This is a genomic window from Paraburkholderia sp. SG-MS1 (genome assembly GCF_012275575.1).
Lineage (GTDB): Bacteria > Pseudomonadota > Gammaproteobacteria > Burkholderiales > Burkholderiaceae > Paraburkholderia.
Map to the genome: position 1 here is coordinate 1 of NZ_NPIH01000251.1, position 16,180 is coordinate 16,180.

Consider the following 16,180-nt stretch of genomic DNA (forward strand, 5'->3'; position numbering starts at 1 on the left):
GGTTTATACGCCGCGGTGGTATGAGTGAGACGGCAAGCACCAACTCACTTTTAGCCAACCACAACGCAACGCGTCGTGCGCTACCCCCCCACCTTCAAATCCCCAATCGCCCTCTGCCTCACCCCCAAGTCGTCCCACAACTCCGGGTGACACGTGAACACCAGAATCTGATGCCGCGTCGCCGCGTCGATCAACGCGCGCTTGATCGCATCACGCCGCGCCGCATCGGTATGCACGGCGGCGTCGTCGAGCATCAGCAAGGTCGGCCTCCCCGACGCCTTCAGCAGGTCCGCATAAGCGAGCCGCGTCAGAATGCCGAGCTGTTCGCGCGTACCGAAACTCAGCGCGTCGAGCGTATCCGCGCGGCCATGACGATCCAGCGTCGCGGGACTCAGGTCGTCGCCGAGCGCAATCGTCGACTGCGGGAAAATCCGCTTCAGGTAGTGCCCGAGCCGCTCGGTCAGCGGCGCGCGCAATTGCGCCACCGCCGCGTCGCGTTCGTCGACCAGCACGTCGGCGAGCAGGCTCAACGCGCTCGCCCGCAAGCCGAGTTCGTCCGTGCGACGCGCCGCCTGCTCGACCCGCGCGTCGAGCGCCGCGAGACGTTCGCCGAGCCCTGAGGCGCCGACCGTCTCCAGCTGGCTGCGCAACTGTGCAATCCGCACCTGCCGCTCGTGCTGCTCGCTACGCGCGAGTTCCGCCGAGGCGCGATAACGCTTCGCCTCCGCCGCAGGATCGTCCAGACGCGCCGCTTCCAGTTCGCGCGCGCGCCCTTCGCGCTGCTTTCTCAATGCGTCGACCTGCACGCGCTGTTCGACGATTTTCGTCTGCCACTGCGCGCGATCGCGGCGGTACGCTTCGTCGTTCAATTGCGCTTCCTTGCGCTGCAATTGCGCGGCGAGCGAGTCGGCGGTCGCCATGCCGGTCGATCTATTCTCGGCGGCTTGGGTTAGCACTTTTCTCGCGGCCTCCAACGCGTCGCGCGCGATTTCCGCGTTGCGGCGCGCCTGGTCGAGCGGGGGCGCGGCGGACACATCGGGCAAGCCCGCGAGCCGTTCATTCGAGGCCTGCAAGCGTGCCGCCGCCGACGCCAACGCCGCACGCAAAGCATCGATGCCCTGCGGCGCATGCACGTCGAGAATCTTTGCCTGGCTCTTCTGCTGCGCGACCAGCGTCTTCCACTTTTCATGGCGCGCTTCGGCTTCGCCGAGCGACGCGACGCCCAGCGCCTGCAGCAACTGCGCATGCTGCGCTTCGAGCGACGCGAGTTCCGCGAGCTGCGCGGACAGACCGGACACGCCCGGAATCACGCGCAATTCGCCGAGTTCACCGAGGTCGATCAGCTTCTCGTCGTCGACGCGCAGCACGCCCTCGCCCGTGACCTGCTCGCCGCCGACCGTCAAGGCGCCGCTCAACCGGTACGCTATGCGCGTCATCGCCGCTTCGGTACGTGCGCGCAACAGGGTCAGCTCGCCATCGAGCGCGGCGAGGCGCTTGCGTTTCGTCTCGTCGATTTCGATCGCGGCCGCGTCGCGCGCGGCTTCGAGCACCGCGTCGTTCGCCTTGCCCGCGGCGGCGATCGCCGCTTCGAGCCGCTCGCTCTCGATGCGATAGAAGTCGATCTGGCTGCGCAAATCGGCGGTCGTCACCGCGGCGTTCGCCAGTTCGAGCGCCCGACTCGCCTCGGCGGACGCCTGCTCGAACTGCGCGACGCTGCTCGATGCTTGCGCATGTTCGGTCTGCGCCGCCGACACATTGGCGCGCGCCGCATCGAGTTGCTGGCGTTCGCGCGCGACGGCCGCTTCCAGTTCCGCCGCGCCCTGCTCCTGCTGCAGCGACAGCGCAAGTTCCGCTTCGCTCACCTGCAAGGACTGCGCGAGCCCCTGCAGACTGCGTTCGAGTTCCGCCGCGGCATCGGCGCGTTGCTGCGCGAGCACGGCCTTCTGTTCGTGGAGTTCCCAGGGACGCTTGCGCTGCGTGTCGTCGAAGGCCTCCTGCTGCGCGGCGAGCCGCGCGATGTTTTCATCGAACTGCTCGCGCTGCTGCTCGAGTTCGTCGCGCTCGGCAATCAACGCGGCCAGCGTCGTTTCGGCTTCGGCGAGCGGTCCGGTCGACTTCTGTGTGCGCACCGTCAGCAGTTGCCGCAACTCACGCTGCACAGCGGCGATCAGCGCATCCTCACCGGCCGATTCGCTGCCGCCCGACAATTGCGAGAGGGCATCACGCAGATATTGCGCCGCGTGCCCCGTCGAGTCGCGCACCTCGTGCGTGCCGCCTTGCTGCACCCACAAGAGCCCGGGTACGCCCGCGTTCTCGGCCTTCAGGGGCCCGCGTGCGGCGCGCGAAAAACCGAGCAGCGCCGCGAGCTTGTCCTCGGCTTCATCTTCGCCGAAGACGGCCTGGCCGATGCGCAATTCGCAGCGCTGGCGTGTGACGAACTGCTTCGACAACCTGCATTGAGCGCCGTCCAGCTCGAAGCTCACCTCGACAGACGGCTGCCCGCTCGCCTTGCCCCAAGGCAGCAGATCCTTCAGATGCGAGGCCTTGTAGCGTTCGAGAAACACGGCGCGCACCGCTTCGGCGACGGTGCTCTTGCCCGCCTCGTTCGGGCCGGTGAACAGATTGAGCCCGGGCTGCAGATCGTCGATGACGAGCCGTCCGCTGAACTGCTTGAATTCCTGAATTGCAATACTTTGCAGCTTCATGCGGACCTCGCTTCGCGCGGCAATTCACGTTGAAAACGCGCCAGAAGCAAGAGCGCCTCGGCCGCGCGCCTGACCTGTTGCGGGTCGGCTTGCGGGTCTTCCTGCAGCCCGCGCAGCCGCGCCACCACTTTCGCGAGGTAGCCGCTCTGCGCGCCGAGTTCGGCGAGGTCGTCGGCGGTGGGCAGCACTTGCAGGCCGCTCAGATCGACGCGCAGCGCCCGCGCGCGCGCGCGGGTTTGCTCGACCGCGACGTGCAGCGCTTCGGCATCGGCCAACGCGGCCATACCGGTCACGCTCACACGCAGCACGTCGCGATGGTTCAGTGCCGCGAGCCGCACCTTGAGCGCGTCCACATCGGTCGGCACCGAGATCGTTTCATCCCAGCGATGCCATTGATATTGACCAACCCGCACCGCTTCGACCTGCGGCAACGCGCCCGGCTCACCGAGCGTGACGTCGAGCATGAAACCCGGATCGTTCGCGCGGAAGCGGTCCTGCTCGTGCGTGCCGGCATACCACGTGCGCTCGTCGACGCGCAGGTGGCCGTGCCAGTCGCCCAGCGCGAGATAGTCGAGCCGCGCGCTGAGCGCACGCGTGGGCGCGATCGGATTCGACGAGTCGATGCCTTCCTGCAGAATTCCGCTGACGCTGCCGTGCGCGAGACCGATGCGGTGATAGCCCGGCGGCGTTTCGGCGCTGTCGAAGAAGCCGGTAGTGTCGTCGTAGGTGATGCGTTGCGTGAGCGGCGCGCACAGCAGCGCCGTGCGGCACGCGTCGAGCAGCACGACGCCGGGTTCGAGCACGACCCGCACGTTCGGGCCGATGCAGTTCAGCCGCTGCGCGCGCGTCCACACGCTCTCGACCAGCGCCGCGTCGTGATTGCCTGGCAACAGGATCCACGGCCCGGAGAACCCCTGCAACGCGGCGAACAAACGGCGGATCACCGTGTCGGAAACGGTTTGCAGATCGAATACGTCGCCCGCGACCAGCACGGCGTCGACCTTGCGCGCAGCCGCTTCGTCGGCGATGCGGCGCACGGTGTCGAAGCGCGCCTGCGCGAGATGCGCCGCCTCGTCCGGCTCGAACTGGCCGAATTGCGTGCCTATCTGCCAGTCCGCTGTGTGCAGAAACCTGATCAATGCGCCTCCGTTATGTTCATTGCGCTCATTACCATTGCGTTGCGGTTCATTGCCACTGCGCGCGCGAGCCGCGGCTTCGCAGTCTAACCGTAGATGTTACCGCGCGGGCGCGCTAAAGCGAGCCTCATCTGCACGGCGCGCCACCCGCTCAGCGGCGCTACACTCGCGGTTGCTGATCGCGCGCTCAAAGCGTCTTAAGCGCACCGCATCGTTTCAATCGAACCGGACCCATCGCCTGCCCCGATGAACAAGACCGTCGAACTGAAGAAGGCCAAGCGCACGCCCTTGCTATTGCTGCTCGCGGCCGCCTGTGTTTTCGTGATCACCGCGTGCATGCCGCGCGGCCCTTGGGTCGATGGCATCAAGGCGGTCGCCGAGGCCGCGATGGTCGGCGCGCTCGCCGACTGGTTCGCGGTGGCCGCGCTGTTTCGCCGGGTGCCGATCCCGCTCGTTTCCGCGCACACCGCGATCATTCCGAAGAACAAGCACAAGATCGCCGACAACCTCGCCGTATTCGTGCAGGACAAGTTCCTCGACGTGGCGTCGCTGGTCGGTCTGATCCAGAAGCACGACCCGGCGCGCAGCATCACCGGCTGGCTCAGCGAGCCGGCCAATACCGCGCGTCTGGGCGACTATGTCGTGAGGCTGACGGGCGGCATTCTCGAACTGACCGACGACGTGCGCATCCAGGTCTTCATCAAGGACGCGCTGCGCGACGTGCTCGCGAAAGTAGACCTGTCGCAATCGCTGGGCGCCATTCTCGACACCCTCACACGTGACGGCCGTCATCAGGCGTTGCTCGACGCGAGCATCCATCAGGTGGTAACGCTGCTGCGCGAACCGTCCGCGCGCGAATTCATCGCCGAGCGCATCGTCGAGTGGGTGAAGAGCGAGTATCCGAAAATGGAGAAGATCCTGCCGTCGGCCTGGCTCGGCGAGAAAGGCGCCGACGCGATCGCCAGCGCGGTGAACCGTATGCTCGAACAGATCAGCGAGAATCCCACACATCAGCTGCGCAACAAGTTCGATGAAGCCGCGCAGAAGCTGATCATCAAACTCAAGAGCGACCCGGCGTTCCTGCAACAGGGCGAGGAACTCAAACGCTACCTGGTCGAAGGCGACGCGTTCAGCCACTATGTGAAGGACATGTGGGGCGAATTGCGCGCGTGGCTCAAGCGCGATCTGCAGAGCACCGACTCCGCGTTGCATGCGCGCGTCGCCGCCATGGGTCAATGGGTGGGCCGCGAGCTCGCGAACGACCCGGCGCTGCGTCAATCGTTAAACGATCACCTCGAAGAAGCGGCGCGCAGCATGGCGCCGGACTTCGCGCGATTCCTCACCCGTCATATCAGCGATACCGTCAAGAACTGGGACTCGCGCGAGATGTCGCAGCAGATCGAGCTGAACATCGGCAAGGACCTCCAGTACATCCGCATCAACGGGACGATCGTCGGCGGCTTCATCGGCCTGCTGTTGTATGCGAGTTCGCAACTGTTCGAGTTGCTGCGATTGCACATCGGCTAGAGAATCGGGTCGCGGCCCGCCAAACCGCCTACAATTCGGGCATGTGTCTTGCTGAAGCGCTGTGCCTCGTCGACGCAATCCAACGTCATGCCACGCGATCGCGTCATCTCGCGGCCTGCAAAAAAAAGACAGCGCTTCTCACCCGGAAAGTCTGTTCATGAAAATATCGTTACCGCCGCCTGGGCGGCCGAACCGCGTCTACCCGCCGGGCACGCCGAGTCTGCATGGTCTCGCCTCGGTGATTACCGGTGTCGTGGTGGTATGCGCGTTGTACTTCGGCCGCGCCGTGCTGATCCCGATTACGCTCTCGGTGCTGCTGAGTTTCCTGCTCGCCCCGCTCGTACAGATGCTGCGGCGGCTGCATATGGGGCAACTGCCGTCGATCTTCATCGCCGTGCTGTTCGCGCTCGCTTCGTTGCTTGCGATCGGCGCGCTGATCGGCGCGCAACTGGTGCAGCTGGCCGGCGACCTGCCGCAGTATCAGGAGGCGATCGAGCAAAAGATCGAAACGGTGCAGCAAAAGACCATCGGCCGCGCGGACTCGCTGATGAGCCGCGCTGCCGCGACGCTGCAGCGGGTCGCGCCGTCCAAGCCGAACCCGCCGCGCCCGACCGGCCGCGCCGCGCGCAACGCGCCCGCCGTGCCGCAACCGGTCGAGGTGCACGAGCCATCTCCCACGCCGATGCAACTGGCGCAGCGCGCGCTGTCGCCGGCCATCGCGCCGATCGAGACCACCTTCATCGTGCTGGTGGTGACGATCTTCATTCTTTTGCAGCGCGAGGATTTGCGCGACCGTTTGATCAGCCTGTTCGGCTCGCGCGATCTGCACCGCACCACCACCGCGATCAACGACGCGGCCGTGCGGCTGAGCCGCTATTTCGTCGCGCAACTAGGCGTGAATCTCAGCGCGGGCGGCGTCATCGCGATCGGGCTCGCGATCATCGGCGTGCCGGGCGCCCTCCTGTTCGGCGTGATCGCGGCGTTGCTGCGCTTCGTGCCGTACATCGGCATCTGGATCGCCGCGATCCTTGCGGTGTTCCTCGCCGCCGCGATCCAGCCGCAATGGACCATGGCGGTCTATACGCTGATCCTCTTCATCGTGGTCGACGTGGTGGCCGGGCAGATCGCCGAGCCGCTGCTGTACGGTCATCGCTCGGGTCTGTCGCCGCTCGCGGTGGTGGTCGCGGCGATCTTCTGGAGCTGGCTGTGGGGACCGGTCGGCCTCGTGCTGTCGACGCCGCTCACGTTGTGTGTCGTCACGCTCGGACGCTACGCCGACCGGCTGAACTTCCTGACCGTGCTGCTCGGCGATCAGCCCGCGCTGACGCCCGCGCAGACTTTCTATCAGCGCCTGCTCGCGGACGATCCGCACGAGGCCATCGTGCAGGCGGAGCGCCTGCTGCGCGAGATGTCGCTGATCGACTATTACGACAAGGTCGCACTTGAGGGCCTCAAGCTCGCGCGCAACGATGCGATGCGCGGCGTGCTGATGCCGGAGCAATTGCAGCGGGTCAACGAGGCGCTGGTCGATATCGTCGAAAACCTCGAAATCGCGGACGGCCTGCCGGACCGCCTGTCACGCGCCGAAGCGGTCGACAGCGCGAGCGCGGTGCTCGCGTCGGCGTCGGCGGATCTTTCGGAGCGCCACGACAGCCACGTTTCGACTCGTCAACGGCAGACCCAGGAGATCGACCGAACGTCCGTGCTGTGCGTGCCTGGACGCGGCCCGTTCGACGAAGTGACGACGGCGATTGCCGTGCAATTGCTCGGCCGCCACGGCTTTGCCCCGATGATGGCGACCCATTCGGGTTACCGCAGCGCGCGCGCCGACGAGCCGAGCTTCAAGGACGCGCCGATCATCTGCATCGTCTCGCTCGACGCGCCCGAGTCACCGCCGTACTTGCGCAATATGTTGCGGCGCACGCGCGAATGGCGGCCGCGGGCGACGCTGGTGCTGGGCGTCGGCGGCCTGCCGGAGGGTGGCACGGAGCCCGGTGCGACCGGCGCGTCGCACACGTCGCCGACCTTTCGCGCGATGATCGAGGAATGCCAGGCCGCGTTGAGCACCCAGCATCCGCGTCAGCCGGCGCATGTGGCGCGGGCGGAGTGAGGGGCGAGGCATACCGTGGTGGGTGAAACAGGTGCGTGAGCACGTGAGCGAATGAATGAAGCCGTGGGGCGCGTGAGTGCCTCGCGGCTTTTTTAGTTGCGCCGTTTTTTTGCGGCACGGCCGAGCTCGTCAGCCCGCACAGGTTGTACCCAAAATGAGGACAGCCTCACGCGCGGCCTCCTGCATACTTCGCTATCGATACGCACCGCCTTTGCAGAGCCAACCAGCCGCGGCGGGCAATCTGCCGGCATTGAAGCCCCAGCAGCCAGCTTGCACGGGGCCCGAGCAAGGAGACACGCATGACCCGCCCTTTCAGCCCCTATCCGTTCTTCCCCCGCCACTACCCGGGCGAAGTGCCTGCGCTCATCGACGGACGCGACCCCGTAACGAAAGCCGTGGCCATCGTCGGTGGCGGCCCGGTCGGCATGACGCTGGCGCTGGCTCTCGCGCGACAGGGCGTACGCTCCGTGCTGATCGAAGCCGACGACAGCGTGTGCACCGGCAGCCGGGCCATCTGCATTTCGCGACGCAGCCTGGAGATCTTCAAGCGCCTCGGCGTCGTCGAGGGTTTCCTGCAAAAAGGCTTGCCGTGGACCGGCGGACGCAGCTTCTACCGCGACACCGAAGTATTCCGCTTCACGATGCACCAGGACGACGAACAGTCCCTGCCGCCGATGATCAACATCGCGCAATATCAGATCGAACAATTGCTGCTCGACGAGATCGAACGGCACGCCGATCTGATCGAGGTTCGCTGGCAAACCCGCGTGACGGCTATCGAACAGTTGCCCGACGGCGGCGCCTTGCTCGCGCTGCGCACCGGCCAGGCCGGCCAGACCGACCATTCCGCCGATACCGGCGCGGCCTGGCAAATGCGCGCCGACTGGGTCGCCGCCTGCGACGGCGGGCGCAGCACGATTCGCGAGGCGCTCGGCCTGAAGCTCGCCGGCACGACGTATGAAGGCCGCTACGTCATCGTCGATATCGAACTGGACAGCGCGCGCGCCACCGAGCGTCTCGCTTATTTCGACCCGCCGTCCAATCCCGGATCGACGGTGCTGGTCCACAAGCAGCCGGACAGCGTGTGGCGCATCGACTATCAACTGCGCGACGACGAAGACCCTGACGCCGCCGTGCAGCCCGAGAACGTGATGCCGCGCGTGCAGAGTGTGCTCGACGCGATGGGGGAGACGGGCGCGTGGTCGCCGATCTGGATCACCGTGTACAAGGCCAACGCACTGACGCTCGAACGCTATCGGCACGGCTCGGTGCTGTTCGCAGGCGACGCCGCGCATCTCGTGCCGATCTTCGGCGTGCGTGGCGCCAATTCCGGCATCGACGACGCCGATAATCTGGGCTGGAAACTCGGCTGCGTGGTGAACGGTATTGCGTCGCCGGATCTGCTCGAGAGCTATAGCGATGAACGGGTCTTCGCCGCGCGCGAGAATCTCAGCTATGGGATGAAAAGCACCGAATTCATGGCGCCGCCGTCGTTCGCCTTCGATCTGATGCGTACCGCCGTGCTTAGTCTCGCGGATCAGCACGCGGCCGTGCGACCCTTGATCAATCCACGGCAGACGCACGCGATTGCGTATCAGCGCTCACCGCTCAATGACGCCGCAGGCAACGCCGCGTCCGACTCGTTCAGCCGTGGTCCTGCACCCGGCGCGGTGCTACCCGAATGCCGCTTGCTCAAGCGCACCGGCGACGGCGCAAGCGCGGCGATCCATCTGACCGATCTGCTGGAACCCCGCTTCACCGCGTTGCGCTTCGGCGCGGACCCGGCGCGAGACGACGCGTGGCAGCAGTTGCAACGCATGCTCGCTGAACGGCGTATTCCGTTCGGCACGATCACGCTGAGCAGGAGCGACGCGCCGTTTTCAGGCACGCCGTGCGCAATCGATCCAACCGGCCATCTGCACGACATGCTCGACGCGCGGCCGGGCACCGTCTATCTGATCCGCCCCGACGGCCACGTGCTGGCGCGCTGGCGCGACGGCAGCGCGGCTGCTACGCAGCGCGCGTTGGCCGCAGTGCTGACGATCTAACGAAGCAGGAACGACATCACCATGACCGATAGCGATCTCGACCTCGTCTACACGACGCTCTGCAAAACCCTCACGGCCGAAGGCGAAGCGCAGACGCCGCTTTATCTGGCTCGGCTCGTGCTGCTGTGCATGACCGACCTCGACGATCCGCAGCGCGCGCTGTCGCTGATCGAAGCCGCGCGCCTGCCGGTCTCTTCTACGATCGCCGCATAGCGCACGACGAGACGCAAAAAAAGCCGCCGTGCGCCAAACGCGCCGCGGCCTGATTTTCAAGCGCGCCGCGTCACTTTCGCGGATACAGCCCCAACGTGCTCGCGTGCAGGCGCGCAAGACCGAGCAGCGCATCCGTGTAGGGCGTCGGCACCTGCGTCAGTTGCCCCAGTTCGCGCACGGCCCCCACCAGCGCGTCGAGTTCGACCGCCTTCCCCGCTTGCACGTCCTGCAACATCGACGTTTTCATCGCGCCCAGCTTCAGGGTGACTTCATGGCGGTCCACGGGCGCCTGATCGATCGGAATTCCAAAACGCGCGCCGATCTCCTTCGCCTCCAGCATGATGCTCGTCACGAAACCGCGCACCAGTTCGTCACTGAGAATTCGGTCGGTCGTCGCGCCGGTGATCGCGCTGACCGGATTCATCGTCATGTTGCCCCACAACTTGTACCAGACGTCGCGCTGGATCTGAGCCGACATCGACGCGTTGAAGCCTGCTGCGACCAGCGTTTCGGTCAGCGCCGCGACCCGCTCGCTCGCCTCGCCACTCGCCTCGCCGACGATCAAACCATTGCCCTGGTGATGCCGGATCAATCCCGGCGCCTCGACGAGGCAGCTCGCATGCACCACGCAACCCAAGGTCTGCGCGGCCGGAATCGCGGCGGCGATCGCGCCGTCCGGATCGATCGACTCGAGCCGCCGCCCGGCGAACTCGCCGCCGAGGCCTTCGCAGAACCACCACGGCACGCCGTTCATCGCCGTCAGCACGATTGTTTGCGGGCCCAGCAACGGCGCGATCTGCGCGGCGACCGACGCCATCGCCGGTCCTTTCACGGCGACCACGACGAGATCCTGTGCGCCGAGGTCAGCCGGCATGTCGCTCGCGGCGACCTTCACCGTCTGCGTGACGCCCCCTTCGATCAGACGCAAGCCGTGTTCGCGCAACGCAGCGAGCGTCGCGCCTCGCGCCACCACGCCGACGTCGTGGCCGGCCCGCGCGAGCTTGACGCCCATCCACCCGCCGATCGCCCCTGCGCCGTAGATAACAACTTTCATCGCTTCGATTCCTGGTTAGTCGTGCATGAGTTCGTGGGCCGGTCCCGCGTCAATCCTTGTAGCTCGCGTCGATGCGATCCACCCGCCGCACCAGCGCGTCGAACACATCCTGCCCCGCGCCGTGCTTCGGATCGAACTGCAACGCGTCGCGCGAGCAGCGGATCGCCACCGCTTCCGGCACCGGCCGCGCGCGGCCCATCGCAAACGTCGCCATCTGGATTTCGCACGCGCGATTGAGCGTCCACAGAATCGCGAAAGTTTGCGGCAAGGTGTGGCCCCACGCAAGCAGGCCGTGATTGCGCAGGATCACCGCCTGTTTGTCGCCGATATGTTCGACGAGGCGCGGACCTTCTTCCGCGTGCACCGTGATGCCCTCGAAGTCGTGATACGCAATGCGCTCATGCAACTGCGCGCTGTAGAAGTTGGTTTGCTGCAAGCCGTCTTCCAGACACGCCACCGCGACGCCCGCCGTGGTGTGCGTGTGCATCACGCAGTGCGCGCCGGGCAAGCCCTCGTGAATCGCCGCATGCACGACGAACCCGGCCGGGTTCACGGGATACGGCGAGCGGTCGAGCACGCGGCCCTGCGCATCGATCTTCACGAGATTGCTTGCCGTCACTTCGCTGTAGTGCAGCCCGAACGGATTGATCAGGAACTGCCGCTCGCCGCCGCTCACGCTCTCGGGTACGCGCAGCGTGATGTGGTTGTAGATCATCTCGGTCCAGCCGAGCATGTCGAAGATCCGGTAGCAAGCGGCGAGTTGCACGCGCGCGTGCCATTCGTCCGGATGCATGACGGGGGTCTTCGAGGGACTGGCCGGCTGCTGTTCAACGGTCGTCATCAGGGTCTCCATGATTATCGTTTCGCCGGTGCGTACGGTCACACCGTGATGTAATTGCCGTGATGCGGCCGCCGTTATGCGCCCGCCACCACCGCCGCGATCGACGACGCCACATGACCGGCGTTGCGTTCATTCAGGCCCGCCACGCACATGCGTCCCGAGCGCAGCACATAGACCGCGAATTCGCCGCGCAGACGCTCGACCTGGCTTTCGCTCAAGCCCGTATATGTGAACATGCCGCGCTGCGCGACATAACGCGCGCGCATCACTTCATCGACACGGCCCGCGAGTCCCGCGTGGATCGTGCCGCGCATCGCGAGAATCCGCTCGCGCATGGTGGAGAGTTCGGCTTCCCACGACGCGCGCAACGACGCATCGGCGAGCACATTGGCTACCAGCCGCGCGCCATGCGTGGGCGGATTGCTGTAGTTCGCGCGCACCGCCGACATCAGTTGCCCGAGCACGCGCGTCGCCTCTTCCACGCTTTGGCACACCACGCTCAACGCGCCGCAGCGCTCGCCATACAGCGAGAAATTCTTCGAGAACGAATTCGCGGCGATCAACGGCACGCCCGCGTCGGCCAGCAAACGCACGCACGCGGCGTCTTCTTCGAGACCCGTGCCGAAACCCTGATAGGCCATGTCGACGAACGCGATCAGCTTGCGGCGCTGCAACACCGGCACCAGTTCGGCCCATTGCGCAGGGTTCAGATCGACGCCGGTCGGATTGTGGCAGCACGCATGCAGCAGCACGACGCTGCGCTCAGGCAGGCGCCCAAGCGTGTCGATCATGTCGGCGAAACGCAAGCCGCCCGTTTGCCCGTCGTAGTACGGATAGGTGTTGACGGTCAGCCCCGCGCCCTCGAACACCACGCGATGGTTTTCCCAACTGGGGTCGCTGATCCAGATCTGCGAGCCGGGGAAATAGCGCCTCAGAAAATCGGCGCCGACCTTCAGCGCGCCCGATCCGCCGATGGTCTGCAACGTCGCGATCCGGCCCGCCGCGCGCGCCTCGCTCCGCGCGCCGAACACCAGCGCCTGCGCCGCCTCGCGATACTGCGGCAGGCCTGCCATCGGCAAATAGGAGCGCGGGCCGACCGAGTCGAGCAGCGCGGTTTCGGCGCGGCGCACGGCGTCCATGACCGGTAGCTTGCCGGCATCGTCGAAATAGATGCCGATGCTCAGGTTGACCTTGTTGGGGCGAGGGTCCAGCTGAAAATCTTCGTTCAGGCTCAGAATCGGGTCGCCTGGGTAGGCGGGAATGTGGTCGAACATGGCAAGTCCTTGAAGGCGGCCTCGAAGGTCGCTTGAATGGCCTCGATGTGGCCTGATCCGATGCAGATGATGCGCCGCGTGGCGCACGACAGCGTCAAGCGGAAGTCTAAGCGGGTTTCGCTTCATGCGTCGATCCGGCAAGTGTCGGCCACGGGCCCGCCGCACACAATCAATCGATTTTTCACGATTCTTAAGTTTTTCTTTAGAATCGCCAGATGCCACTCACACGCGTCACTCTCCGGCAATTCGAAGCGTTTCTCGCCATCGTCGATCTGCATAGCATCGGCGCAGCGGCGGAACGGCTCGGGCTCACGTCGTCCGCGGTCAGCCAGTTGCTCGCCGAACTCGAAACGGAACTCGGCTTCCGGCTGTTCGACCGGACCACGCGGCGCGTCAATCTGTCGAGCGCGGGGCAGGATTTTCTGTCGTCGGCCGAATCGGTGCTGCGCCACGTGCGCGCGGCCGCGCAATCTGCCGACGACATCCGCAACCGCGCCGCCGGCATCGTCAGAGTCGGCGCGCCGCTGGTGCTGGCGGCCACCGCGTTGCCCGCGGCCATCGCCCACTATGCGCGCGACAAGCCGAAGGTGGTCGTGCGGATTTGCGACACCGTGGTCGAGCAACTGGTGGAGCGCGTCGAGAGCGGCGACGTGGACCTCGCAATCGGCCCGGACCGGCAAAGCGGCACGCGCGTGCGCTGCGAGCCCGCGTTCGCGAGCCCGTGGGTGATGTGGTGCGCGCCGAGTCATCCGCTGAACTCGCGGCGCCGTGTGCAGTGGCAGCATCTGCGTGACGTGCCGATTGTCGCCACTGGCCGCGACCACGAGCGTGCCGTCGGGCAGATGCTCGCCAACCTGCCGGTCGAAGCCCGCATCATTCCGGTGGACGTGGTGGACAACGTCACCACCGCGTTCGGCCTCGCTTCGCAAAGGCTAGCCATCACGCTCGCGCCGGCCTACGTCGCGCCGCTCGCGCGCACCTTCGGGCTCGTGATGAAGCGCATCGTCGATCCGGAAACGATTCGCGAGGTTTGCGTGTACCGTTCGACGGAACGCGCGCTGTCACCGCCCGCCGACGGTTTCGCGGACTTCCTCATGTCCTGGCTCAAACGCTGGGACCGCGAGACTCAGGCCGATGCCCGGGCAAAGCGCGCAGCGCGCTGAGCATGGCCAGGGATGTGATCGTCGACATGCGCCGACGCAAGATGGACCGAGGGCGGCTCAGCCCCGTTCCGGCTGCATGCACAACGCGAACAACTGCCGCTGGCTGGAGATGCCGAGCCGTGCATAAGCGCGCTTCTGATACGTGACCACGCTCGCGGGCTTGACGCCCATGCGCGCGGCGATTTCCACGGCGCTCGCGCCTTCGAGCGTGCCGCGCAGCGCGTCGAGTTCGCGCGGGGTGAGTTGCGGACATGCGCGCCGAACGCGCGCCAGCATCGCGGCAGCCGGGCCTTGCTGATGCTGCCCGTTCAGCGCGTAATGGCTTTTCGCCGCATGGGCAAACAGATGCGCGACGCTCTCGACGTACTCCAGCTCGCCCGCCGCAAAACTGCCGTACGCGCTGTCGCGATACAGATTGATCGAGAGCCACACGTTGTCCACCGGCCGCATCAGCAACGACAGGCGATCGGACACGTTGGGCTGCGCATAGCAAGCCGCGCGGTAGGCTTCGTTTTCGATCTCTTCGCTGCGCTGCTGATGCAGCACCAACGCGTCGCGAGCCTGCGCACGCGGGGCGCGGCCGATAATCGCGCGATTGCCGTCGAGCGCGTAGAAATGCGTCGCGTAGCGGTCGGCCACATCGCGCAGAAAGCGGCCGCCGCGATGATCCGCGGCCGACACGGTGCGCGGACGCGCGTCGAATTCGTATGCAAAGATCGTGCACTGCGAAACCGGCAGCGCATCGCCCACCGTTTTCAGCAGGCTCGCGGCGAGCGCATCCGCGTCCGGGTGCGAGATCGACATGACGAGGTCGGTCGCGCGCGCGGTGCTGATCTGTCCGCTTTGCAGAGGTGAAGCGATGCGCCAGGAACGCATGATGGGATTCAGGTCGCGCTGCGTGGATTCGGGTCCGGCAAGCGTAGCACACCGGAACCCGGAGCCGCCCGTTCGCGCGGCACAGCGATTCGCGCCGCAGCACGCCTCTATTTACGCGTGAACGAGCCGCGCTGCAACGTCACCATCCTCGGCAATTCGATCGTGAACGTGGTCCCGTTCGCTTCGTTGGAATCGACGCTGACGTTGCCGCCATGCATCCGCGCGATCTCCTGCACGATATGCAGCCCGAGCCCCAGGCCTTCGCGCGAACGCCCGCTGCCATTCGACCCGAACGCCTTGAACAGATGCGGAAACACCTCAGCCGGAATCGTGCCGCGATTGGAGACCTTCAGGCGTACTGACTCGACCGCGTCGCCGTCCACCTCGACGCTGATGTCGCCATCCGGCGTGCCGTGGTGCAGCGCGTTGCTGACCAGATTCGACACGGCTTGCCAGACCAGATCCGTATCCCACGCACCGGCCGTGTTGCCACGGCTTTCGAACACGATCCGCTTGCCGCTCTTTTGCGAGGCGAATTCATCGATCACCGAGCGGCACAGCGTCGCCAGTTCGATCGAGCGCGGCTGCAACGGCAGACGGCCACCCTGCAGTCGCGCGAGGTTGAGCAGCTGATCGACCATGCGCGCCATGCGCAGCGAGCTGTTTTTCACACGCGCCGCCACCGTGACCGACTGTTCGTCGGCCGCCGTACGCATCAGATATTCCGCCGACGCCAGCACCGCGCCGAGCGGCGTGCGCAAATCGTGACTCAGTACCGCCATCAGCATTTCGTTGGCTTCCAGCATCTGCCGCGTGGTCACGAGTTGCGCGGCGAGCTGGCGCTTCTGCTGTTCGAGCTGAACGAACACGTCGACCTTCGATTGCAGAATGCGCGGATCGAACGGCTTGTACAGGAAGTCGACCGCACCCGCCTCGTAGCCGCGGAACGTGCGTGAGGCGTCCTGCGCGGTCGCCGTCAGGAAGATGATCGGCACGTGCGACGTGCGCGGGCTGCCACGCATCAGCGCGGCGAGTTCGAAGCCGTTCATGCCGGGCATGTTGACGTCGAGAATCGCCAGCGCGACTTCGTGCTTGAGCAGCAGGTCGAGCGCCGCGGTCCCCGAATCGGCCACCAGCACGGCAATGTCCGGCCGCACGAGCAACGCTTGGAGCGCGGTGATGTTGTGGACGATGTCGTCGACGATCAGGATGTTCACGGGTGAGTTCGTCATG

At 65.9% G+C, this 16,180-nt stretch carries 12 protein-coding genes; 5 read left to right on the forward strand and 7 right to left on the reverse strand.

Annotated elements, in window-relative coordinates; all coding sequences use genetic code 11:
* Window positions 1–80 precede the first annotated feature (80 nt).
* Window positions 81–2,705: an AAA family ATPase gene (locus CIC12_RS25040; RefSeq protein WP_168668015.1), complete on the reverse strand. Its 2,625-nt coding sequence runs from the start codon at window positions 2,703–2,705 to the stop codon at window positions 81–83.
* Window positions 2,702–3,844 (reverse strand): metallophosphoesterase family protein, encoded by a 1,143-nt coding sequence (locus CIC12_RS25045; RefSeq protein WP_168668017.1) that lies wholly within the window; start codon window positions 3,842–3,844, stop codon window positions 2,702–2,704. The genes CIC12_RS25040 and CIC12_RS25045 overlap by 4 nt, the downstream gene beginning before the upstream one ends.
* Before the next feature lie 243 nt (window positions 3,845–4,087).
* Here CIC12_RS25045 and CIC12_RS25050 point away from each other — a divergent pair, with 243 nt between their 5' ends.
* The 4 genes from CIC12_RS25050 (at window position 4,088) to CIC12_RS25065 (ending at window position 9,739) form a co-directional block, all read left to right on the forward strand.
* Window positions 4,088–5,368, forward strand: coding sequence for a DUF445 domain-containing protein (locus CIC12_RS25050; protein ID WP_168668019.1), 1,281 nt, complete (start codon window positions 4,088–4,090; stop codon window positions 5,366–5,368).
* Between the two features lie 157 nt (window positions 5,369–5,525).
* Complete coding sequence (locus CIC12_RS25055; protein WP_168668021.1) at window positions 5,526–7,478, forward strand: AI-2E family transporter; 1,953 nt, start codon at window positions 5,526–5,528, stop codon at window positions 7,476–7,478.
* Between the two features lie 299 nt (window positions 7,479–7,777).
* Window positions 7,778–9,526 (forward strand): FAD-dependent oxidoreductase, encoded by a 1,749-nt coding sequence (locus CIC12_RS25060; RefSeq protein WP_168668022.1) that lies wholly within the window; start codon window positions 7,778–7,780, stop codon window positions 9,524–9,526.
* A 21-nt stretch (window positions 9,527–9,547) separates the two neighbouring features.
* Window positions 9,548–9,739, forward strand: a complete 192-nt coding sequence (locus tag CIC12_RS25065; RefSeq protein WP_168668024.1) for a hypothetical protein — start codon at window positions 9,548–9,550, stop codon at window positions 9,737–9,739.
* 70 nt (window positions 9,740–9,809) lie between these two features.
* On the opposite strand, the gene CIC12_RS25070 is transcribed toward CIC12_RS25065, so the two are convergent.
* The 3 genes from CIC12_RS25070 to CIC12_RS25080 all read right to left on the reverse strand — a co-directional run bounded on the left by CIC12_RS25070 (window position 9,810) and on the right by CIC12_RS25080 (window position 12,908).
* Window positions 9,810–10,793, reverse strand: a complete 984-nt coding sequence (locus tag CIC12_RS25070) for a 2-dehydropantoate 2-reductase (RefSeq protein WP_168668026.1) — start codon at window positions 10,791–10,793, stop codon at window positions 9,810–9,812.
* A 49-nt stretch (window positions 10,794–10,842) separates the two neighbouring features.
* Window positions 10,843–11,634, reverse strand: a complete 792-nt coding sequence (locus CIC12_RS25075) for a class II aldolase/adducin family protein (protein WP_168668028.1) — start codon at window positions 11,632–11,634, stop codon at window positions 10,843–10,845.
* 74 nt (window positions 11,635–11,708) lie between these two features.
* On the reverse strand, window positions 11,709–12,908 hold the full coding sequence (locus CIC12_RS25080; protein WP_168668030.1) for an amino acid aminotransferase: 1,200 nt from the start codon (window positions 12,906–12,908) through the stop codon (window positions 11,709–11,711).
* 215 nt (window positions 12,909–13,123) lie between these two features.
* Here CIC12_RS25080 and CIC12_RS25085 point away from each other — a divergent pair, with 215 nt between their 5' ends.
* On the forward strand, window positions 13,124–14,071 hold the full coding sequence (locus CIC12_RS25085) for a LysR family transcriptional regulator (protein WP_168668032.1): 948 nt from the start codon (window positions 13,124–13,126) through the stop codon (window positions 14,069–14,071).
* A gap of 57 nt (window positions 14,072–14,128) precedes the next feature.
* Here the strand turns inward: CIC12_RS25085 and CIC12_RS25090 are convergent, their stop codons facing one another.
* Together CIC12_RS25090 and CIC12_RS25095 are read right to left on the reverse strand one after the other, a co-directional pair.
* Window positions 14,129–14,947: a helix-turn-helix transcriptional regulator gene (locus CIC12_RS25090; protein WP_168668034.1), complete on the reverse strand. Its 819-nt coding sequence runs from the start codon at window positions 14,945–14,947 to the stop codon at window positions 14,129–14,131.
* A gap of 107 nt (window positions 14,948–15,054) precedes the next feature.
* On the reverse strand, window positions 15,055–16,179 hold the full coding sequence (locus tag CIC12_RS25095; protein ID WP_168668036.1) for a hybrid sensor histidine kinase/response regulator: 1,125 nt from the start codon (window positions 16,177–16,179) through the stop codon (window positions 15,055–15,057).
* Between the last annotated feature and the right edge of the window lies 1 nt (window position 16,180).

Bases quoted from the DNA above. Each gene is read 5' to 3' on its own strand.
- CIC12_RS25040 (WP_168668015.1), bottom strand. From the start codon at position 2,705: ATGAAGCTGCAAAGTATTGCAATTCAGGAATTCAAGCAGTTCAGCGGA.
- CIC12_RS25050 (WP_168668019.1), top strand. From the start codon at position 4,088: ATGAACAAGACCGTCGAACTGAAGAAGGCCAAGCGCACGCCCTTGCTA.
- CIC12_RS25055 (WP_168668021.1), top strand. From the start codon at position 5,526: ATGAAAATATCGTTACCGCCGCCTGGGCGGCCGAACCGCGTCTACCCG.
- CIC12_RS25060 (WP_168668022.1), top strand. From the start codon at position 7,778: ATGACCCGCCCTTTCAGCCCCTATCCGTTCTTCCCCCGCCACTACCCG.
- CIC12_RS25065 (WP_168668024.1), top strand. From the start codon at position 9,548: ATGACCGATAGCGATCTCGACCTCGTCTACACGACGCTCTGCAAAACC.
- CIC12_RS25070 (WP_168668026.1), bottom strand. From the start codon at position 10,793: ATGAAAGTTGTTATCTACGGCGCAGGGGCGATCGGCGGGTGGATGGGC.
- CIC12_RS25075 (WP_168668028.1), bottom strand. From the start codon at position 11,634: ATGACGACCGTTGAACAGCAGCCGGCCAGTCCCTCGAAGACCCCCGTC.
- CIC12_RS25080 (WP_168668030.1), bottom strand. From the start codon at position 12,908: ATGTTCGACCACATTCCCGCCTACCCAGGCGACCCGATTCTGAGCCTG.
- CIC12_RS25085 (WP_168668032.1), top strand. From the start codon at position 13,124: ATGCCACTCACACGCGTCACTCTCCGGCAATTCGAAGCGTTTCTCGCC.
- CIC12_RS25090 (WP_168668034.1), bottom strand. From the start codon at position 14,947: ATGCGTTCCTGGCGCATCGCTTCACCTCTGCAAAGCGGACAGATCAGC.
- CIC12_RS25095 (WP_168668036.1), bottom strand. From the start codon at position 16,179: ATGACGAACTCACCCGTGAACATCCTGATCGTCGACGACATCGTCCAC.